We start from the raw sequence: 21832 nt of genomic DNA, 5'->3' as shown, positions 1-21832 counted from the left end.
TTGGTCGGTCGCGCCGTGCGCGACTGCGGTCATGAGGCTTCACCGCAGAACTCAGCCGCTGTCACGACGCGTCCAGTCGCGATCGCCGTCTCTGCCATGCGGTCTAGAACTCCGGCGGGAATGAAGAGACGCCTGCCAATCCGCACTGCCGGGAACTCTCCCGCTGCGATCGCGCGATAGAGCGTCATCTCTGCGATGCCCAGCTCTTTCGCCATCTCCGCGACGTTCAGCCATTGGCGTTTGCCCTCGTTGGACTCCTGCATTTCCGTTCTCCTCTCGAAGTAACTCTAGTCCAGACTAGTCTAGTCTAGTCTAGTCTGATTCTGTCGACAACGGCTCGCGAGTAGACATGACTAGCTGATCTAGCCCGGACTACCGTTCAGGTATGAAGTTGGACGATCAGGTCGCCGGACCCGCCTATCTCCAGGTCGCCTCCGGCATCCGCAAAGCAATTGCCGGCGGCGAACTCGAGCCGGGCGAGAAGCTGCCCGCCGGGCCCAAGCTCGCTACGACCTTTGGTGTGGCGCTCATGACCGTCCGCCGCGCGATCGAGACTCTCCAGTCAGAAGGCCTCCTCCGCTCCGCGCCAGGTGTCGGCGTCTTCGTTGCTACTGCAGAGAACAACGGTTCGGAGCTGGCAAGTCTGCGCGCCGACGTCGACGCGCTGCGGCAGCGAGTCGAGCACCTTGAGCAACTGGTGACCGATTCATCCCGGCAATCGCAAGCCGAGTGAGTCCGCGAATCTCCGGTGCCCCTGGTTGCCACATGAACCAGTGAATACTGAAGGTGACTCGCTCAACATGCCGCGACGATGCATCCACAGTGCAGCGACCGTGCAGTCTGTCTGGCTCGACCTTGCGAAGGGACTCACACGATGGACGTAGTGGACCTGTGGACAGGCCGACGAGCGTCGGCGCTCCGAGCGTCCCTGCGCATGAGTAATGAAGCCTTCGCCAGCCGCCTCGGCGCCGGAGTCCGCACCGTCGCGAACTGGGAGGCGCATCCAGACATGGTGCTGTCACCGGGCATGCAAGAGGTACTCGACGCCGCACTGAAGGACGCTGACGAGAGCGTCCAACGACGCTTCGGCATGCTGCTTGCAGGCCATGAAGGCACCAACTCGCAGACGCCGGCCGAGACGTCAGTTCGGCCAATCCAAACCGGCGAGAGACCATCGCCCGACGGCGCCGTTGAAGCCAGCCAGACACACTGGCGCGAGGTACGGCAGTACCTGATCGAAAGCGGCATCGGTCTAGCTGCGCGAACGGCCGACTTGTACGATCCAGCGCTCCGCGTGGAGCACGTGCCAGCAATCAGCACAGCTGCTTGGCTTCCCAGCGCACCAGTACCGCTTGAGAAGCTCGATCTGACCTGGGACGACAGTCCAAGGAAGGTGCGGATCACCGGCCTTGAGGCAGAGGCTCGCCCCACCCTGCCCTTGCGTGCGCCCGGTCACGCATTCACCCGCTACACCGCCGCGATCCGATACCTGCGGAAACCGGCGCTATTCGAGAACCGTCACAGCTACCGACTCACCGATGTCGAGTGGAGCGACGGCGCCGGCCGCATGACATTCGGTCTCGCAACCTTCTTCGACAAACTCGACGTCTCCGAGCCACTCGGTCATGAGGCTGCGGCAGCCGAAATCGCTGGCCACCTCGACTGGCCTCACCTGCCGTTCAGGGGCTTGGTCTCTGATCCGTTCGACTTGTCGACCCGGTTCGTCAATCCAGGCATCAGCACACTGACGATCCGCCGAAATACGTCCGATGGCACCGGAACATTCTTCCTGCTCAGACGCGACCCAACACAGGTCACGAACGGTCGGCACTACAGCCTGCTGCCGGCGGGCGAGTTCCAGCCTGCCAGCATCTCGCCCCAGAGCATCGAGGCCGACCTCGACATCTGGCGCAACATGGTCCGCGAGTACGCCGAGGAAATGCTCGGGCAGCCAGAGCACGACGGCAGCGGCGGCGTCCCCGTCGACTACGACATCTGGCCGTTCTACCGAGACATGACCATCGCTCGCGAGGCCGGAACCGTTCGCCCCTTCGCGCTCGGAATCATCCTCGACGCCCTAAGCCTCAACTCGTCCATCGCCACGACAACCGTCATTGACGACACCGTCTTCGACGACCTCTTTCGTGAGCTAGTGGCTTCGAACCCAGAGGGTGAAGTCATACTGTCCCTGGACAACAACAAGTCGATCCGAGGACTTCCGTTTGACGAACCCACGGTTAAGCGTCTGACGACGCGTGAGCCTCTCGGACAAACGAGCGCCGCCTGTCTCACGCTCGCGTGGCGGCACCGCGACCAGTTGCTCGGACTGTCCTGAGCCGCTGTCTCGGCTCGTGCCCGACCAGTTCCCCGCAGGCACGTCGCACACGCAAGGCGTAGTGCGAAGCGGCGGTAGCCGATAACCAGGTGGAGGCTGTGCGCATCTCGTTACCTAGACGGGCTGCCCGCCGATCGCGGAGGCGGTGAGACCGAGGCGGTACGCGACTCAGATGCAAACGGCCGGGCGCAAGGGGTTCATCCGGGAGCCCGCGATCACGCCGCGGGAAGCCATCACGGTAGTTCCGCGCGGCTCATGGTTGAGACGTTCCAGGAACTAGCCTGAGTTCACAATCGATGCCGGGGCGGGGGCTAGCACCGTTACCAGCTGAAGATTGTGCCGACCAACGTGGCGGTCCTTGGACATCGTTGCGCCTTCCATCCGCGGGCCTCCGCTGGGCAAGCGCTGAGCCGACCAGCATGCGTCGCTAGCTCGCGGCACGAGGGAGCATTCGACACTGAGTGACGCCGCTCGCGATCGGGCCCCCGCCGGCCGTTCCGCCAGCTCAGGCGTTGATAGCCGCGATCAGTCGACGGGCTGTCGGCCGAGCATCGTTGGGAGCGAAGAGTCTTGTGGGCGGGTCTGGCCGATTCGCGATGGCCTCAGCCAGAGGAACGAGACGCTCGGCGACCTCGTCGGGCAGGTCGGCGGCCTTGAGGGCCAAGACGTGCAAGGCACGATACAGATAGTCACCAAGTGGACTCGAGGCGAGTAGCTCGAAGAGTACCTCCCAGTTCGCCTCGTTGGGGTGCCAAACGTTGAGGATCGTCAGGCTGCGGCCAACGTCGTGGCCACCCATTCCGAACTCGACCCGGCGCCATTCGTCGACCTGGGTCTGCACCTTGGCCGCGATGTCGGAGACGATGCGCGCAACGGTGTCCTGATCAAGGTCTCGGATGTCCCCGAGTGACTCAAATGCCTCAAGATTCCCATCTGCGGCCTCGGCGATTAGGCGTTGACGAACTGCTTGGATCTGCAGGCCCGCGGCGGCCAGCAGCGGGTACTTGAGCTCCCAGTGATCATGATCGGCGCGGTCCGCGGCGCGCTGGGCATGGTCCGCTGACCACACGCGAGCAGGCATGCGACTCACAAGCCGCGCGAATCGGTTCGCAAGTGATTGATCCATCGCTGGCGGCAATGCGAGGACGAGGGGTCACCGCATCTCGTGGCAAGCGTGCGACTGTAGCCGCGGGCGACGGGCAGCTGTTGGGGTCCGTCAGAGAGCTCAAGGTGCCTCACTCGTACTAGTCAGTGAACGAGTAGTTCGCGGACCAACCGGACCGAATCTCGCAGTCGGCGGCGAATACTAGCGCCGAAGCCACGAGGCTGATCATGAAGTTCGAGTCCCTCCTGGGGCGATCCCGTGGACTCCTCCTCGTCCCAGTCGACAGCCTCTGCATACGCGGCCCGCACGAGCGCGATTCCTTCCGCTTCCGATTGCAGGGAGAGACCTAACCAGACGACCGCGGGCGCCCCCATCACGACCCACCATTCAGGGTCGCCCATGACGCCCGGAATGATACCGAGGACGAACCCGCCATCAGCTGTGAAAAGTGTCTTGATGGTCTTCGGCAGAGTGATCCCGAGCCAGGCACCGCCGATGACCAAAGCCAACTCGGACGCAGCACGAGCGCGGTTGTACTTGCGCCACGCTTCATGTGCGTACAACGCACACAGTTCGCGGCTCAGGGCGCGGCGGCCGTCGACAAACGGCTGCGGCCAGCGCACAGAGTTGAGTGGCCAGTGCGCCGGTATCCCATCAGCGATCGTAGGGTCCAACGAGATCAGAGGCTGGTCCCGTCCTGCCGTCCATTTCCGGATAGCGCGTATCGCCTCGCGCCCAGTCCAGTACGACATGCCGGCGCACACGGCGAAGACAATGAGGAGCAAAAGTCCGGCGAGGAGCTGTGTCACCTCGGCCGACCGATCTTGTCGGTCGCCCTGGCTGCAAGGGGTGTGGGCTTGTGCAACTTGAACATGCCGAGGAACCACGTCGCTATCCCGACCAGAACGACGGCGAAGCCGCAGATCGCGAGGAGCTGACCGATAGCATCGATCGCGCCGACTGGTAAAAACCAACCGACGGTCATGCTGAACAGGACCAAGGACGCCGCCGAGCCTAGAGATACACACCACGCGCCCATCAGGACGGCACGTAGCAGCCAGCGGCCTGGCTGGTTCAACACTGGCGCGTCGAAGGCTGTGCCATGACGACCAGCATTGAGGATGCGTCCGAGCATCGACGCTTCTCGTGCGGGTATGCGCGGACCTGCGGATGGGTCACGCTGATCGTTTACCCTGGTCATGACTCCTGCGAATCCGTTCGGCGTAGTCGAGAGATGGTCACACGACTTGCCACCGCGCCGCTATCCAGATCCGGAGACGTCAAGCGCGGTCAACTGCGTGGATCGCTCATGGGTTATCTGCCAGACTGTTTCCTCGAGTCATCGCCTCGCGGTAATCGTCCACGAGGTTCTGAGCATGGCCGAGGGCAGAATCCACCAGTTCGGGCCCGAGAAGCTTCGGGTCGTCCTTCGGCCGCGGGATCCTGTGCTGCCGGTGGAGAGGGTTCCCGCAGACCGTCAGGGCGAATCGGTCGAGCGCGCTCCACTCGCCGTGGACGTTGGCGCTTGAAGGTGCAAAGACGAATCGGTACTCGTGCAGGAGGCCAACTTGCTCGGCCATCTTGCGTGTGTCTATGCCGGAGAAGCTACCTTGAATGCTGATGTCCTGGAACTCTTCCCAGATGTCACGATTGACGAGCGCGTCGAGGTACTCGATCGCCGAGTCCAGGTCATCCGGAGCCTCAGCGAGCCCATCCCGATACTCTTCTAGGTGCAACTTCAGCAGCTTGAGCCGGCCGCGGCCGTACGCCTTGAACTTCTCGTACAGCGCCAGGTCGTCCTTCAGTACCAGCCACTTCAAGGTGATCCGCGCATCGATGATTCCGCGGATGAACCCTGAGGCGTGCTCCATCGTCCATAGGCCTGGGTAGCTGATCATCGCCTCCAGGCTTCGCAGCACGTGGTACGTGATACCAGTGAGAACCTCGTGCCGATCGGGTTGGTACAGATCCGGATCAGTCTCAGCGGCCAGGTTGCGAACTTCGTCCATCAGCTGATCGAGCTCGGTACTCCACGCCTCACGAGCCTGCGCGATTGCGGTGCGAGACTCCTCTGCCTCTTGGTCCGCCAAGGGGTGTGGCGAGTGCTCAGGTAGACACTGGTAGAGCGACCAATTCGTGCGCCAGAAATCCTTCGCCCACTGCAAGGGCGCACCGTCGTTGGATTGTTCTCCTGGTGCGCCGGGAGAGAACATCAGAAACATAGAACGGATCGACGGTTCGACGCGCCGTCGCTCTTCTTCGGTGATCTGATCAGGGTATCTAGGGAAAGCCTCGAGCAAGTCATCCATGACACCTCGGGCGAACTTCATCTTTCCAGCCGCCGCGAACGCGGTCAGAACCATGAACTTGACTCGTGTTGCGATCGGGCTTTGGCCGTGCGACTGATTTCTGATAGTTCGTGCGAGCAGCTTTTCAGGCAAATCCGCTGCAACGACCTCTTCTCGGCCGAGCCAGCCATCAAGCAGCCACCGTCCGGGCATGGTTGGGTATTTCGACATGGCGCGAACGAACGTCCACGGGAAGGCCTCTTCGTAGAGGTCATCAGCCTTAAGGGCATCGAGAACGGCTGTTTGAAACTCACTTGGGACCCGTTCGAACGATGTGAGCTGACCGGTAAGAACCAAGCCGGGCGCGGCGTTAGCTTCGTCCAGCACCCTTCGCGCACGATCGAGTGTCCTTCTAACGAGGTGCATCCCGTGCGTGCCGTGCTCCGACACCAGCATTCCCACCCAGATGAGATCAGGGAAGGTGTCTCGCAGCCATGGCACCTGCGTCATGTCAAGCGTTTGTAGAGGTGGGCTGAGCGTCTTGCCGACCTGCTTGTGCTGGCGCAGCGATGTGTTCTGTCGGGCTGCTCGACTCCGGTTTCGATTCTTCTTTGACATGCTCCCCCTAAGGCATGGCGTCATGGTACTTACTGCCAAGCCAACGGTTCCTCCACAGTGGAGGCGTACGATAATGTACTCGTTGTTCTCCGCTCGTCTGGGGCCAGGGCCGCAGTGACAAGCCCGCGAGTGTCGGGTTGCCTACGACGATCGATCAAGCGTCGGAGGAGGTGCCTATGTCCGAGCTCAACCAGTTCTCGCCCCAACTGGCCGAGATTCTCCGTGATGCCTACCGGACCGTCAGCTACTTGCCTACGGGCCAGCGCCGCAAGCTCTACAACCAGTGGCGAGTGACGATGGGGACGATCGCGCCGGTCGATAGCTTCTACGTCGCATTCTTCCGTGACAACCAATATCTCGTCATCCCTTATATGTTTGACACCCCAAAAGAGTTGCCTCCAGGCCACCAAACATATGGACCGGATCGTCTTGCGGCCTGGATAAAGAAGAACTCGAAGCCCTACCTGTACAGCATGGACGACGGACGGTTGCTTCACCGCGGGCATTCGTTCGGTGATGACGAACGGCTGTCGCGTGATGCCATCGCGGTTCCTCTCCTTGAGCCGTCCCTCGACGGACCAACAGTCATCGGGCTCGCCTCGATGCAGAGTTACGAGTCCGGCGTCTACAACGAGGAGATCGCCCGAGCCTTTCAGTGGCTAGCCGAGAGCGTGGTCACAGCACTAGCGCGGGAACGGGAAGATGCCGCTCGTGAGTCCAGGCTGTTCGGCGGCGATATCCCGGGCGCCGGCCCCATGTCTGTCGTGGATGTCGTCGAGGCGTCCGGCCACCGATTGGAACAACTGCGCAGCAAGATCATCAGTATCACTGAGAACGACCTACCTGACCCTGAGGCTGTACGACGTGAGCTCGGCGAATTGCGGGATATGTGCGAGCGCGCGCAGAGTGAGATCAACGACCTGCTAATGAGGCCGTCGGCCGAAGCTCAGAGCTTCTTGGACAAGCTCACCTCGCGGGAGCAGGAGGTCGCGCTCCTGCTGGCCGACGACCTCACCAACAACGAGATCGCGAGTGAGTTGGGAATCACGGTGCCGACAGTGAAGGCCCACGTAACTCGTATCTTGGACAAGTTCGGGGTACGACAGCGGGCGGCGGTGGCCGCCAAACTCCATCCATACGGATAGTTTCGACCTCGCCAAGCCTCGGTTCTACGACTTTGTCGTACAACGGGCGCCCGCGCGCTCAGCCTCGGTCTAATGGTGCCGAACGAGTTGCCGACTCAAGCTGTTTTTACCAACAGCGGAGTGCCGGAGAACACGCCACGCGGCGCTGCCACCGAAGATGAGGAGTCGGTTCATGAAGCTCATGCAGAAGAGAGGTGTGCGTCAAGCGCTCGCATCGCTCGGCGCCGTCGCGGCGTTGCTGGGAGGTACCTTGGTCGCTACCCAATCAGCCGCCGCCTGGTCGTATAGCAGCACGGTCTACGTCAAGGGGACTGCTGGCTGCAGCAATTCGGGCGGCATACAGCACATTCATGCCGAGGGAAGCCTCGATGGAACGAAATTCGTTTCTGATTCGGACACAAGCGGCACCCCCAGATACCAGATCAAATTCACGAATGTTCGATCAGGACGCGTCCCAAGCGGCGGTGGATGGGCATGGATCACGGTGAACTGCACCTCAATGGGTGGGTACCACCAGTCGTGGGTCGAGATGTACCGACCGGACTGGGGTGACACAATCACGAAGAACTTCTGACGCGATGTCGGACGCCCCGGGTCTACCGCGCGGGCGTCTGGCGTACAGTCGCGGAGCCACGTCAGCGGTTGATTTCACGCCGCCGTGCCCGGCGCATCCGCACCCACGCGCGAGCTGTGGATAACTGCCGACGCGGGCTGGCTGATCTTGCCAAGCTATTAAAAGTCGTCAGTCCCCGGCCCGGAGCCACCGGCGGGTGGAGCCGCCGCCCGCATGGTGTCGAGGCACGAGGCCCCGTCGGCAGGCAGGCCCGGGACTGGCGACACCCCGCAAAGGTGCGGTGAAGCCAGACGGCGCGAGCGTCGGTGCTCGCCTGGCCTGGCTCACCCCTTGAAGGCTTCGAGGCGCTGTTGGTGCGCGTCGAGGCGCCGGCGGCTCGCGGCGGCAACTCGTGCAGAACGAGTGAGGGCGCGCTCGAGCTTTCGGGTTCGGCTCTGAGCCTGGCGTAGTTCGCGGCGGGCTTGTTCTAGCTCGTTGGTCAGTCGTTCGATCGCCGTCTGCATGTCTGCGATGTGGTGCTCGTTGGCGTCCAATTCGGACTCGGCCGCTGCTCGCTCGTGCTCGGCTGCTTCGTAGTCAGCCGCGACCTCTCGCAGCCGCTCCTGCAGCTCGGCGCGCTGTCTACGCAGCAGCTCGTCCTGCGTGAGCCCTCCCGTCCTCGGTGTGCTCGCCTTCTTCCTCGAGCTTGCCTTGCGCGGAGGCGCCTTAGGAGCAGTCGCCGTGGGCGTCGGCCGGTCGCGGACCGGCTCAGTGACGGGAATCGGCGTACCGGTCTCGTCCACGACGCCGAACCCGACGTGGCGCAGGCCGCTGGTGAGGCGTCCGCTACGCAGCAGTTGGGCAGCACCGGGGTCCACCAGGGCCGCGTCGAGGGTGGCCGCGAGCCGTTCGGCAGTGCTCATGGTGATTGAGCGCCCGTCGCCAGCCGCGTCCGCTCTCGCGACATCCACGAGGCGGTTGACCAGTTCGTGGCGGCGAGCCGTGAGCATCTTGAGCCGCGCCCGATCGCCGAGGCGATGAGCCTCGCGGAGCTCTTCTCCGAACTCGGTCAATTCCGCGATCTGATCCGGTACGGTTCGCACGAGGCGGTTGGCGAGCCAGGCTGCGATGGTTGGCTTCCGCAACGCTCGTATGGTGTCGCTGCCGCGGGTGTCGCCGGCGTCGCGGAGCGTCTTGGCGAGCTGGTTGCGGGCAGCAGTGAACTGCTCGGGCGGCAGCCCGTACAGCTCCAGCACCGGATCCAGCTGCATCCCACCACAGTGCCTGTCACGGTTGCCCTGGGCAAGCTAACTGTGGGTCAACCCTTCCGCGCGGTGTGCAATCCGTAACTGGCGCCGCGCAGCGGGTGGTGTCGGTCGCGCGTTAAGCCGCCTTTCGGGCTGCGGCGTTCGTCGGCCAGTTCTCGCCAGCGGTCCAGATCCAGCGAAGGCTGCCGGGTGCTTCGGGTCGATATCCGAGTGCGCAGCCACAGAGTTCGCCCGGGTTCGCCCCATGCGCCGCGCAGCCTGGCATCGGTCTTCCCAGTCGGAGACGTAGAACGCCTGCCGGTCCCACGGGCCGCCAGCCAACACGATCACTGGTTCGCGGAGTGCACCGGGCATCACAGCGCTCCTGGTCCGCTGCCTGCGGTCCGCGGGCGATCGCCCGCCGGCCTGAGGTCGTCCTGATCGATGAAAGACACGCGGCCGTCGGGATGCCAGACCCGCCCGACCCATCGGCCACCCTCGCTGATCCAGGCGTCCAGCTCCCCGACGTCCTCGCGGGTGGTAGGCGGTCGGGTTGATTGTCCTCGGTAATCACGCTGCCCAGTGTTCACCGGCGGCCCGACACTGTGCCGCATCCGTGCGTGTCGGGACGACTATGCCTTCTCTCCGGCAGACTGAACCTCGGGGTGCATGCGACGGAGTTCGCGGCCCCGATACCGGCATACTGTCCCTGGCGGCTGCGGGCGTGGTCGTGCACCAGATGCACCGGAGGCGGCTGATGGACTACAGGTTCGGCAACCGGCTCTGCGTCGACCTCGTCGGCCCCTTCACCGCATAGGACGCCCGGACCGCGGGACCGACGCGCACGCCCGGAGTGTCAGTGGCCGATGAGGGATCACATTCGTGAAAGAGGATCTGCCATGGTGAGGCTCAACCTGAGAGCCGTCGAGGAGCGCGTCGCTCCTCTGGGAGGGCGCGAGTCGTACGACCGCGAGTTCATCTTCGATCTGCTCTTGGCATACGGGAAGCCGCAGAGCAACGTCACACGCCTGCGCAACGGCTCGCTGAGCGTCGCCGACGACAAGACCACGGAGGTCGCGCAGAAGAACGTCGTCTACTTCAAGGAGACGACCGGCGACCCTCTCGCCGTGATCGACGAGCTGAAGTCGTCGCCGACCGTGGTGCGGTACCGCACCCGCTTCGTGATCGTCACCGACTACAAAGAGCTGCTCGCGGTCGACACGAAGACCGGCGAGAACCTGATAATCCTGATCCGGGACATCGACCAGCACTTCACGTTCTTCCTGCCCTGGGCGGGCATGGAGAAGGCCCAGTACGTCTCCGAGGCCCACGCGGACGTCAAGGCCGCCGAGCGGATGGGCAAACTCTTTGACGAGCTGCTGGCCGCCAACCCGGGGTTGCTCGAGCTTCCGCGCGGCCGCCACGCCCTCAACATCTTCTTCACCCGGCTGCTGTTCTGCTTCTTCGCTGAAGATACCGGCATCTTCGCCGAGGGCCAGTTCACGAACGCAGTCGGCTCCCAGACCCAGGCCGATGGGTCGGACGTGGACGACTTCTTGGCGGCGCTGTTCAAAGCGCTGGACACCGAGGACGCGCTCGATAAGCCCACGCACCTGGCCTCGTTCCCGTACGTCAACGGACGGCTGTTCACCATGGGGCCCGAGCAGCCGGTGCCGGCTTTCACCAAGACTGCCCGCGATCTGTTGATCTCGCTGGGGACGCTGAACTGGAGCGAGATCAACCCAGACATCTTCGGGTCGATGTTCCAGGCGGTCGTCAACCCGGACGAGCGCAGCAACCTTGGTCAGCACTACACGTCGGTCCCGAACATCCTCAAGACGATCGAGCCGCTCTTCCTCGACGGCCTGCGAGAGCAGCTCGACGCCGGCTTCGACTCCGTCCGCAAGCTCGAGGCGCTGCTGGAGCGGATTAGTACCATCAAGGTGTTCGACCCTGCCTGTGGGTCCGGCAACTTCCTCGTCATCGCGTACAAGGAGCTGCGCAAGCTCGAGCACGCGATCCTGGAGCGCCTCGCCAACCTCGACCGGAAGCACCAGGTGCTATTCGCCGAGTCCAGGATCAGCATCGAGAACTTCTATGGCATTGAGATCGGCGACTTCGCCACGGAGGTCGCGATCCTGTCGCTCTGGATCGCCAAGCACCAGATGAACACCGAGTTCAAGGAGAAGTTCAACCTCTCCATCCCTCTGATCCCGCTCAAAGAGACGGGACAGGTCCAGCAAGGCAACGCGATCACCCTGGATTGGTCGACGGTGTGCCCGAACAACGGGACCGATGAGATCTACCTTCTCGGGAACCCGCCATATCTCGGGAGCCGCAACCAGAAGGCGGAGCACAAGCGCGACCTGGCGACAGTGACAACCAGGTACAAGAGCCTCGACTACGTTTCCGCGTGGCTAATCAAGGGGTCGGATTACATCCGAGGTACTGCTGCAGAACTCGCCTTCGTCACCACAAATTCGATCACGCAAGGCGAGCAGGTCGGCATCCTGTGGCCGCAAGTGCTTGGCGACGAGGTCGAGATCGGCTACGCCTACACCTCGTTCCGCTGGTCGAACAACGCTAAGAACTCCGCGGGCGTCACGTGCGTGGTGCTCGGGCTGCGAAACACTTCCGCGGCTCCAAAGTTCATCTTCACGGACGACCTTCGAATTGATGCCAAGCGGATCAACCCGTACCTCGCTGACGCGCCGGACCTCTGGATCGGCCGGCGTAGCAGCCCTCTCTCAGCGTTGCCAAAGATCGGCTTCGGGTCTATGCCGAACGACGGGGGCAACCTCATCCTCAGCGATGCCGAGAGGACGGACCTGATCCACGCCCATCCATGGCTTGGCGACTTCGTGCGCCGGTTTAGCGGCGCTGACGAGTTCATCAACGGGAAGACCCGCTGGTGCCTCGTGGTGCCCGATGACGCGGTTGACGAGGTCTGCACAATCCCAGCCATCGCGACGCGCTTCGCCGGAGTGCGGGCACACCGTGAGAAGAGCACGGAAAAGTCCACGAAAGCGATGGCTGATTCACCCAATCGTTTCTACTACTGGGCTCATCAGGACGCGGAGTCCGTGATTGTTCCAGCGACATCCTCGGAACGGCGCGTGTACATCCCCATCGGATACCTTGGCCCGGACACTGTCATCTCTAATCTTGCGAATGCTGCCTATGGGGCCGCCCCTTGGGTATTTGGCCTCCTTACCTCGAAGTCTCACATGGTGTGGATGAGGGCTGTTGGCGGCAAAATGAAGACCGACTATCGGTATTCCGGCACGATCGTCTACAATAACTTCCCAGTACCCGCTCTCTCCGAAGCGGTGAAGGACAGACTTGCGGACGCTGCGCTGCGGATCCTCGACGTGCGCGAGTACCACTGCGAGAAGACGCTGGCGGAGCTGTACGACCCGGACCTGATGCCGGATGACCTGCGAGCAGCGCACGCCGAGGTCGACGCGCTGGTCGACTCGATCTACTCCAAGCGCGGCTACGAAACCGACGAGCAGAGACTGTCGGACCTCTTCGGTATGTATGAGGCGATGACTGCCGCGGAGGCGGCCAAGGCTCCGGTGAAGAGGACGAGGGGGACGAAGAAGTGAGCGTGATCAAGAAACCGGTCAACATCGTCGACGTGACCTACGCCCGCACGGGCGGATCGGTGAACACCGACGCGATGGGCATGCGTGAGATGCAGCAGCGCGTCTTCACCAAGCGGGACGCCCAGCACCTCCTGGTCAAGGCCCCGCCGGCCTCGGGCAAGTCGCGTGCGCTGATGTTCGTCGCCCTGGACAAGCTCTACAACCAGGGCCGCAAGAAGGTCATCGTCGCCGTCCCCGAGCGCTCGATCGGCGCGTCGTTCTCGTCCACTGAGCTCTCCAAGTTCGGGTTCTTCGCCGACTGGGAGGTCAAGCCCGAGCACAACCTGTGCGACCCGGGCTCGTCGCAGGGCAAGGTCGGCGCGTTCATCGACTTCCTGAACGGCCCCGACGCGGTCCTGATCTGCACGCACGCGACGCTGCGGTTCGCGTTCGAGAAGCTAACCCCCGAGGCGTTCAACGACACCGTGTTGGCCATCGACGAGTTCCACCACGTGTCCGCCGACATCGAAGCCAGCCGCCTCGGCGCGCTGCTGCGGGAGGTCATGAACGGCTCGGATGTACACATCGTGGCGATGACGGGCTCGTACTTCCGCGGTGACTCCGTTCCCGTGCTGTCGGCCGAGGACGAGGCGCGGTTCACGCCGGTCACGTTCAACTACTACGACCAGCTCAACGGGTACGAGTACCTCCACTCACTAGGCATCGGCCACCACTTCTACCAGGGCCGGTACACCGACGCGATCGGCGAGGTCCTCAACCTGGACAAGAAGACGATCCTCCACATCCCGAATGTGAACTCGGGTGAGTCCACTAAGGACAAGATCGAGGAGGTTGGGTTCATCATCGACGCGATCGGCCACGTTGAGTCGACCGACCCCGATACCGGGATCATCAGCATCCGCCGGTCCGACAATGGCTCGATCCTGCGCCTGGCTGACCTGGTGGACGACACGGACCAGAAGAAGCGCGCCGACACCTTGCACTACCTCTCAACAGTCGCGTCCAAGGAGTGCGACGCCGCCGACGTGATCGTCGCGCTCGGGATGGCCAAGGAGGGCTTCGACTGGCCGTTCGCAGAGCACGCCCTCACCGTCGGCTACCGAGCATCCTTAACCGAGGTCATCCAGATCATCGGTCGCGTCACCCGCGACTCCCCCGGCAAGGAGCACGCCCAGTTCACGAACCTGATCGCCGAGCCGGACGCCTCCCAGAGCGAGGTGAAGGTGTCGGTGAACAACATGCTGAAGGCGATCACCGCGTCACTGCTGATGGAGCAAGTGCTCGCGCAGAACTTCGAGTTCAAGACTAAGCGCACCGACGAGGACGAGCCGAGCCCGCCGGGCGTCATCAAGATCAAGGGCTTCAAGGAGCCGACGACGGAGCGTGTGAAGCAGATCGTGGAGACCGACCTCAACGATCTCAAGGCGACGATCCTGCAGGACGACACGTTTGCGAAGGCCGCCGCCGGCTCCGTGGACCCGGAGACGACGAACAAGGTTCTGATCCCGAAGATCATCCGCGAGCGGTACCCCGATCTGGACGAGTCGCAGGTCGAGGAGCTGCGTCAGCAGGTGGTCGTGGACTCGGTTATCAAGAACGGCGAGGTCCGCGAGGTCGGCGACAAGCGGTTCATCAAGATGTCCGAGAAGTTCGTCAATATCGACGACATCAATATCAACCTCATCGACTCGGTCAACCCGTTCCAGCGGGCCTTCGAGGTCATCTCGAAGTCGGTCACGCCGTCGGTGCTTCGGATCATCTCCGACGCGATCACCGCGACCCGGGTGGAGATCACCGAAGAGGAGGCTCTCGCGGCATGGCCGAAGATCCAGCAGTGGGCCAAGGTCAACGGCCGCAAGCCGAACGTGCGGTCAGATGAGCCGACCGAGAAGCGCTACGCCGAGGTGCTGCTGTTCCTGCAGCGGAAGAAGCAGGAACGCGACGCAGCGGCGCGGGCGACGCAGATGGCGGACGAGTCGTGACGGCCAACGAAGACATCGAACCGGTCGACGTGGTCTTCCCGGCCAGCATCGAGGCCGTCCTCGACTCCGACGTCGACGGCCTCCTGGACGTCCAGGAGAAGCCGGCGAAGGTTACCGCCAGAGAGCGACTCGAGCGGGCTTTCCTGGAGGTCGTGGAGTTCCGGCGTGCTCACGGCCGGGTCCCGAGCTCGTCGACGCGGGCGATCGCTGAGCGCAAGCTCGGCGCGCGTCTGGACGGCATCCTGGCGAACGACGACAAGATCGCGGCGCTGAAAGAGCTCGACGTGTTCGGTCTGCTGGAGACACCCAATGCACCGGCGTCGATCGACGACCTGATCGGAAGCGACGACTTCAACCTGCTCGGGGACGAGTCGGGCCTGCTGGACGTTTCGGACCTGCCGGTGCGCCGCCAGGTCCACGACAGCGGTGAGGTTGCCCGACGAGAGAAGGCGCCGGACTTCCAGCAGTTCGAGCCGCTCTTCAAGCAGAAGCATGCCGAGCTCCGAGACGGCACGAGCAAGCTCTTGCCGTACCCAGGGATGACCCACATCGTGCCGGGCGCGTTCTTCGTCCTCAACGGCGTCATGCTGTTCATCGCCGAGGTTGGCGAGACGGAGTACAAGAAGACGACCGTGCGAGAGAACAAGCGCGAACGGCTCCGGTGCGTCTTCGAGAACGGCACGGAGTCGTCGATGTATCGCCAATCCCTTGGGATCAGGCTGAGCGATGAGGACGGCCAGATCATCGTCCAGACCGAGATCCCAGAGATCCTCACCGATGATGTGGTCAGCGGCTACATCTACGTGCTGCGGTCCCGCAGCGAAGACCCACAGATCGCTGGCATCGAGGACCTACACAAGATCGGCTTCACCCGCGACTCCGTCGAGAGGCGGATCAAGAGCGCCGAGAAGTCGCCCACGTACCTGATGGCTCCGGTGGACGTGGTGGCGAGCTATCGCACCTACAACGTGAAGGCATCGGCCCTGGAGAATCTGCTCCACCGGATCTTCGCGGACGTTCGCCTGGACGTCACCCAGGCCAACCGCAAGGGTCGCGACTACGACCCGTCGGAGTGGTTCGTCGTCCCGCGGGATGTTATCGACCAGGCGATCAACCTGATCATCTCGGGCGACATCGTCGGCTTCGTCTACGACGCCAACGCGCAGAAGCTCGCACACCGTGACCAATAGCTCCACCCCGGCGAAGTTCCGCGCGCCGGTCAGGTCCGCGCCTCCAGCGCTGCGGCCTCTTCGTCCAGGCGGTACAGCAGGCTGCACACCAGCATGACGCCCTGAACCGGCGTTGCGCCGGTTGTACTGGCGCGTGCTGACCGCGTGCGCCGTGGCGTGGCGGCTGAACGTCGTCGGCACCCTGTCGCCGTTGGCGACGAAGAACTGTTGGTAGGTCTTCCACATCGGCGCGAAGGCGATGAACTCACGGATGGTGAACTCGTTGTAGGCGTCGGTGGTGGCGTTCCTCTTGCTCGGCGTGTACTTGTACCGGTCGTCGCCGAAGTAGCCGGTGACAAGCGTGTCGACGAGAGATCCGGCGAGAGCCTGCGCGGCCTCGGTATGGCCGGCGTCCAGCGCGTTCAGGGCAGCCACCGCGAAGGTGAGGTAGGGAGCGACGGATTCGGACGCGCAGCCCTCGACCGCGGCCCGGCAGTCGGCCGAGATCGCCTTTCCTCGCCGGCCGAGGATCTCCCGGCGCTTGCTCACGCTGTCGGCACGGATCAGCGCCTCCGCGATGTCGGTGCGCGGCACACCGTAGAGCGGGATGCCGTCGGCCATGACGACCGTCTCCACGGCCTCGAACCTCAGATCCTCGATCGCGCGCAGGTTCGGCGGGTGGAAGTTCGCGTGCATCGCCTCGAGCGCCGGCGCGAGGTTCTTGAACAGGGCGGACTGCTGCTCGGCGAAAGTCGCGCCGATCTTCGCCACGATGTCCAGCGACTGCGCGATGCCGCTGAAGTCGATGTTCCGGCTGACCTGCTCGGCGATCCGGCCGAGGTCCGCCTGGGCCAGCGCGATGTTCTTGAGGGCGTCGGTGGCGACGACGCCCGACATCTGCTTCTGCCACGCCGCCTGGGCCTCGAGCATCGGCTTGATCGCGTTGGCGAACATCTCCTGCCGTGCTTGGATCCCAGCCATGGCGGCGAAGTTTCTGAGCACGGACTCAGGGAGTGTGAACGTCGGGAGGTTGACCTTCGGGATCAACGACTGCTGGACTCTCGCCATCGCGCGACGGAGGTTCTCCGTCTGTTCGGGAGCGAGCTCGATGCGCTGCTCGTTTCCATCGTCGCCGACGGGCTGCTCCACGCCATCGTCGGTCACCGCTGCTCCTGTGGCGCGACCTTCACCATCTCCGCGTCGAATGTCTTCTTCCCGCGCGGGTGACGGCGTCGCCACTGCGTGGTCATGCTCGCTGTGCTCCGTTCACGCGGCCGGACGCGCCACCCAGGGCGTCGTGGGGGCCATCATATCGACGGGCAGGGCCTGCGCCGTACGACGACCGGTTCTCCCTGGAACAGTGGCTGGTAGACGAGGCAGGTTGCACGGAACGACGGGACCCCGGCGCAGCATCCCGCTGCGGCAATCAGCCAAGTTTGCCGAATCCCGAACGCTGCAAGCCTGGAATCACGAATCCACTATGAAGAGACTCAAGCAGGGTCCTCATCGGGCTCAAGGAAACTTAGCTCATCGGGCTCAAGTCCATTCTCATACAAGAACCACCACAGCCAATCGCCAAGCGTTTGCCTGTCGTCTTGTTCTCCTTCGAGGTAGCGCATGATCCCCTCGCGCGTTGCCGAGAGGATGGGCGGCTCTGCATAGCCGAGGTACGCGGCAGTAATCAAGAGATCATTACTGTTCTGACGGACCCGAAGGCCCTGCCACACAAGTAGTAGCGGACCGACGACAAGCAGCCACGTCCACCATGGCCCGCGTAGCGCGCAAATGACAACCAATGCGGCGAGTGGCGGAGCTATCGACAACCGGAACTCTGCCTCACCTCGCAACCGATCAATGCTCTGAAACTGCTCGGGACTCTCCTTCGAGAGGCGGAGCAAGGTGGCGGGCAAATCACGGACGACGGCGACCGGGGGAAACATCCGCCGTACTTCCTCAGGAACTTCCCGAAGGGTTTTGCCGATGACCAACTTCAACCGCCCTCGGCCCTCAGGGGAGAGCAGAGCCACCCGCTCTCGGACGCGGGATGTCTTGAGGTAGAGGGCTGCAGCACGACTGCGGGTCTGCGACAGCCGCATGTCGTGCCGTCCCTTCCTGACGACTGCCCGCAGCGGTCGTATTGCAAAGCTGGCCAAGCCCTGTAGCAGACCCACGAGCATGAGCCCCACGATGTAGGCAGCAAATGGCACAACTGCCGCGAGGATGGCAGCGTTGTGGCCGATCAATCCTGAAAGACCCCAGAGGTCCGAGAATGCACTTTGAATCGACTCCCGGTACGGGTAGACGACGGTGAGGGCCGTCAGTATCCATATCGTGCCCGCTGCGAACGGAGCTCTGAGATCACGAAGTCCCGGCAGTACCGAGGCAATGAACGTCACCTTGCCAACACATCCCCGAACATGAGCCATCTTCCATATCCGACCTGACCTGCATCCCGTCGGCACGTTACAGCAAACGTCACCAATCCTTCTCGCCTGATTCCTACCCTGAGCACCGCCTGCCCCGCCTCCGACCGGTGAACTGGCACTACCCCCTGACCGCCTTCCTGGGTCAGCATCGAGCGGTGTTGACACCGGTGATCGTGCTGCAGAACTGCCGCGGCGACTTCACCCAGCTCGAGCTCTACGACCAGGCTCGACCGCGACTGGAGGAAACCGCACCCACGCCCGTCGTGACGTAGGTGAACCCGCGCCGGGCCAAGTCCCAGGTCCCCATCCAGACCGGCGGGAACGCCTGGCAGATCGTCGGAGAAGCGCCGGCATTGCGTACCGAGGGCAAATACTTGATCCAGGCCTGGGGCAAACGCCACGAGTGGTCCGGCCGCGGCACCGACTTCACTCTCGCAGACCTCAAGACTGTCAAACCCGGCCAGACGAGGCGGGCGAGACCTCAGCGGTAGCTTAAGGTCGCCTGATGAGCACCCTCCTGGCCGCCACGATCGTGCTCGGCTTCGCGGCCCAATTTCGGTCGCTCCGAGCTGCGCGAGCTGGACTAACGCTCACCAGCTGAGCGTGGGAACACTCTGGGAACGAAGAAGGATCGCGTCGAGGCGACCGAACTCAAGAACCAGCGATCTGCGGTTGGCTGGTTACGCCTGGCGGGGCCAACGTAGGCGGAACGGCTCGGTTTCCTAAACCGTGCGTCAACTTATCGAAACTAGTCCGGGGACGATGCTCGACGACTCGCCGCAGGACAAACCAGCTGCGCGTTGCGCTGATCCGTGTCACCTCGGGTCGTAGAGTCGCACAATGAACGCCACGGTCTTGGTCGCGCGATGGGCTTCGCATCGACGCTCCTCGGAGCTTGGTTGGCTGCCTACTGGCAGCGTCGGGCGAGCCGCGAGGGCGAGCTTCTTACCGCCAAGCTGCGCGCCTACGGCGACTGTGCCGCGACTCTGTACGAATACGAGCGAGCCACATACAACCGTGTTAAGCACGTTGGAGGCGCTTCCTGAGACACAGCGAGAAGAGCTTCGGCAAGAGGCGTATCGCTGCAACACACGTGCGCGATCAGCTCTAGGACAAGCGGCAATACTCAGCGGCACTGACCATCTGCGGCGGGAGCTTGAGGCGGTGCGCGACGCAGTCGGAGATCTGAACGACGCAGTGGACCACGCCGATCTGAAGCTACGCCACGAAGGTGTCAGCGCAGCGCTTGACCGAACTTTGGGCAGCGCACGCTCAGACCTGATGCATTGAAGAGGCAGTGCGCCGGACTTGTGCCGTGCTACCGGATACCCCGGCCGCCCTAGCCTGCATGGCATCGAGCGGGCGACGCCGACGCGGGCATGCGCGATTCGGACCACCCAGTCGCGCTCGCCTCGCAGATCGTGGGATCAAACGTGGTGCGAAATGGAGTCAAACAGGGTCGGGTAGTGGGGCAAGAACCCCTTCGAAATGAGAGGCGTGCCGCCTAGAGAGGCTGGTTACTAGGCAATCATTGCCCCTTTTAATCCGCGGGTTGTGGGTTCGAGTCCCACGGGGCCTACAAGTTTCCGCAGGTCAGGCGCAGATCGGCGCCTCGGCCGTGAAAGTCGGGTCTGCGCAAACTCTGCCAATACTCACAGTGGCCGATACATGCCCGTCTGAGAGGGATCGGCGGCTCCGCGCAACCAGCTGGCGGCGCGTTCCTGAGCGACGTATCGCATCGCGTCGCACTGGTCTCGTTTCGCCCGATCTCCGGCCCGCCCAGCCGTTGAGCTGCCACGTGCAGTTGGACTGGGGAGGGCCGAGATGAGCAGACCGCACCTTCCGATCGGAACGTGGGGCCACGTCCGAACCCGTGCTGAGAGGAAGGACGCCGAGGGCAAGGTGGTCTCCTGGCGCGCGTCCGCCTACTTCCGTGACCACGACGGACGTACCCGTGAGGTCACCGCGTCCGCCAAGACCAAGGGCGCAGCCGAGCACCGCCTCCTCACGAAGCTCAGAGACCGGGCAAAGCTCACGCAGTACGGCGAGCTGAGCCCGACGGACAAGATCAACAACCTCATCGACCTCTGGATCGAGAAGTTCGAGGAACGCATCGAAGACGGCCGTCGATCACCGACGACGCTGACGACGTACCGCACGGCCATCAACAACTACGTACGCCCTGCGCTCGGCGAACTCCTGATCGGTGAGGCAACCACGCCCCGCATCGACAGAGTGATCGGAACCATCAAGCGCAACGCCGGCCGCCCCACCGCGAAGACCTGCCGTGCGGTCATCTCAGGGATGATGCAACTCGCCGTCCGGTACGGAGCTCTGACCGTCAACCCGGTCCGCGAGGTCGAACCGGTCGAGTCCCGCCCGAAGAACCCGCCCCGTTCGCTCACCAACGAGGAGATCGCCGGCCTACGCCAACTCTTGACCACCGACGAAGCCGCCTCACGCGCCGACCTCCCGGACCTCGTCCTCTTCATGCTCGGCACCGGAGTCCGAATCGGTGAGTCGCTCGCAGTCCTCTGGTCACAGGTCAACCTCGAAGCCAGCGCAGTCGAGATCACTCACACCATGGTTCGCGTCCCAGGCCAAGGCCTGATCCGCAAAGCCCCGAAGTCCAAAGCCGGCGAACGCGCCCTACCCCTCCCAGACTGGGCCGTCACCATGCTCCGCCGACGCCACGCAGCCGGCGTCAGCCTCGACGAACCCATCTTCGCCGACTCCCTCCGAGGCTTCCGAGACCCCTCCAACGTCCGCCGAGCCCTCCGCCGCGCTTTGTCCCCCGTAGCCAGCACCGCCCGCCGCGACCTAGGCAATACCCTCCGATCCGCCCGCCTCCAAGCCGGCCTCACCCGCAAACAGGTCGTCACGAAGCTCGGCTGGCCAAAGACCAGACTCGAACTCATCGAGAACGGCCGCATCAAGCTCGACCGCGAACTCGTAGCCATCCTCGTCAAGACCTACCGCATAAACCTCGACGCATCCCCCACCCTCAGTGCCCAAGTCGACCAAGCAGCCCAGCCCTCACCCTCAGACGCCCTCACCTGGATCCGCTCCCACACCTTCCGCAAAACCACCGCCACCGCCCTAGACCGCCGAGGCCAATCCGCCCGCCAAATAGCCGACCACCTAGGCCAAGCCCAAGTCTCCATAACCCAAGACGTCTACATGGGCCGCCGAATCCACAACCCCTCCGCCGCAACCGCCCTGGATCAAGAGTTCGCAGACCTCGACGTCTGGTGAGAACAGCACCGTGCACTGGTCGCTGGAGATTGGGTCAAGCTCGCGCCGGCCGTCGACCAAGCACGCGCGCCGGAGCCGGGTGCCCTCGTATGCATCGGCCA

General features: G+C 63.4%; 16 protein-coding genes. 9 read left to right on the top strand and 7 right to left on the bottom strand.

Going from position 1 to position 21832, the window contains the following annotated elements; all coding sequences use genetic code 11:
• Positions 1–29: 29 nt before the first annotated feature.
• Positions 30–263 (bottom strand): helix-turn-helix domain-containing protein, encoded by a 234-nt coding sequence (locus ACIBG5_RS10800; protein ID WP_396391328.1) that lies wholly within the window; start codon positions 261–263, stop codon positions 30–32.
• A gap of 122 nt (positions 264–385) precedes the next feature.
• Here ACIBG5_RS10800 and ACIBG5_RS10795 point away from each other — a divergent pair, with 122 nt between their 5' ends.
• Entirely contained in the window at positions 386–733 is a 348-nt protein-coding gene (locus ACIBG5_RS10795; RefSeq protein WP_396391327.1) for a GntR family transcriptional regulator, read from the top strand.
• A gap of 201 nt (positions 734–934) precedes the next feature.
• Positions 935–2335, top strand: coding sequence for a hypothetical protein (locus ACIBG5_RS10790; RefSeq protein ID WP_396391325.1), 1401 nt, complete (start codon positions 935–937; stop codon positions 2333–2335).
• A 505-nt stretch (positions 2336–2840) separates the two neighbouring features.
• Here ACIBG5_RS10790 and ACIBG5_RS10785 read toward each other — a convergent pair.
• The 4 genes from ACIBG5_RS10785 to ACIBG5_RS10770 form a co-directional block, all read right to left on the bottom strand.
• The gene (locus ACIBG5_RS10785; RefSeq protein WP_396391324.1) at positions 2841–3416 is read right to left on the bottom strand and encodes a hypothetical protein; all 576 of its coding nucleotides are present in this window, start codon (positions 3414–3416) and stop codon (positions 2841–2843) included.
• Positions 3417–3583: 167 nt separating this feature from the next.
• Entirely contained in the window at positions 3584–4249 is a 666-nt protein-coding gene (locus ACIBG5_RS10780; RefSeq protein WP_396391323.1) for a hypothetical protein, read from the bottom strand.
• Positions 4246–4575 carry a hypothetical protein gene (locus ACIBG5_RS10775; protein ID WP_396391322.1) on the bottom strand — a complete coding sequence of 110 codons (330 nt, stop codon included), beginning with the start codon at positions 4573–4575 and terminating at the stop codon, positions 4246–4248. Before ACIBG5_RS10775 ends, ACIBG5_RS10780 begins: the two co-directional genes overlap by 4 nt.
• Before the next feature lie 172 nt (positions 4576–4747).
• Positions 4748–6346, bottom strand: a complete 1599-nt coding sequence (locus ACIBG5_RS10770) for a DUF5677 domain-containing protein (RefSeq protein ID WP_396391321.1) — start codon at positions 6344–6346, stop codon at positions 4748–4750.
• Between the two features lie 176 nt (positions 6347–6522).
• Here ACIBG5_RS10770 and ACIBG5_RS10765 point away from each other — a divergent pair, with 176 nt between their 5' ends.
• Complete coding sequence (locus ACIBG5_RS10765; protein WP_396391320.1) at positions 6523–7491, top strand: LuxR C-terminal-related transcriptional regulator; 969 nt, start codon at positions 6523–6525, stop codon at positions 7489–7491.
• Positions 7492–7663: 172 nt separating this feature from the next.
• Entirely contained in the window at positions 7664–8065 is a 402-nt protein-coding gene (locus ACIBG5_RS10760) for a hypothetical protein (protein ID WP_396391319.1), read from the top strand.
• A gap of 323 nt (positions 8066–8388) precedes the next feature.
• Here the strand turns inward: ACIBG5_RS10760 and ACIBG5_RS10755 are convergent, their stop codons facing one another.
• Positions 8389–9315 carry a hypothetical protein gene (locus ACIBG5_RS10755; RefSeq protein WP_396391318.1) on the bottom strand — a complete coding sequence of 309 codons (927 nt, stop codon included), beginning with the start codon at positions 9313–9315 and terminating at the stop codon, positions 8389–8391.
• An 875-nt stretch (positions 9316–10190) separates the two neighbouring features.
• Between ACIBG5_RS10755 and ACIBG5_RS10750 the strand changes: the two genes are divergently transcribed.
• The 4 genes from ACIBG5_RS10750 (at position 10191) to ACIBG5_RS10735 (ending at position 17277) form a co-directional block, all read left to right on the top strand.
• A complete protein-coding gene (locus ACIBG5_RS10750) occupies positions 10191–12899 on the top strand; it encodes a DNA methyltransferase (RefSeq protein ID WP_396391317.1) in 2709 nt (902 codons plus the stop codon).
• 2 nt (positions 12900–12901) lie between these two features.
• Entirely contained in the window at positions 12902–14881 is a 1980-nt protein-coding gene (locus ACIBG5_RS10745; protein WP_396391316.1) for a DEAD/DEAH box helicase, read from the top strand.
• Positions 14878–16071 (top strand): GIY-YIG nuclease family protein, encoded by a 1194-nt coding sequence (locus tag ACIBG5_RS10740; RefSeq protein WP_396391315.1) that lies wholly within the window; start codon positions 14878–14880, stop codon positions 16069–16071. The genes ACIBG5_RS10745 and ACIBG5_RS10740 overlap by 4 nt, the downstream gene beginning before the upstream one ends.
• Before the next feature lie 156 nt (positions 16072–16227).
• Complete coding sequence (locus ACIBG5_RS10735) at positions 16228–17277, top strand: hypothetical protein (protein WP_396391314.1); 1050 nt, start codon at positions 16228–16230, stop codon at positions 17275–17277.
• A 263-nt stretch (positions 17278–17540) separates the two neighbouring features.
• On the opposite strand, the gene ACIBG5_RS10730 is transcribed toward ACIBG5_RS10735, so the two are convergent.
• Positions 17541–18446 (bottom strand): hypothetical protein, encoded by a 906-nt coding sequence (locus ACIBG5_RS10730; protein ID WP_396391313.1) that lies wholly within the window; start codon positions 18444–18446, stop codon positions 17541–17543.
• A 1854-nt stretch (positions 18447–20300) separates the two neighbouring features.
• On the opposite strand from ACIBG5_RS10730, the gene ACIBG5_RS10725 reads away from it, so the two are divergent.
• Positions 20301–21731: a helix-turn-helix domain-containing protein gene (locus ACIBG5_RS10725; protein ID WP_396391312.1), complete on the top strand. Its 1431-nt coding sequence runs from the start codon at positions 20301–20303 to the stop codon at positions 21729–21731.
• Positions 21732–21832: the final 101 nt, after the last annotated feature.

The sequence above is a fragment of the Kribbella sp. NPDC050241 genome, assembly GCF_044459685.1.
Lineage (GTDB): Bacteria > Actinomycetota > Actinomycetes > Propionibacteriales > Kribbellaceae > Kribbella.
This window is presented reverse-complemented; position numbering and strand designations above follow the sequence as displayed.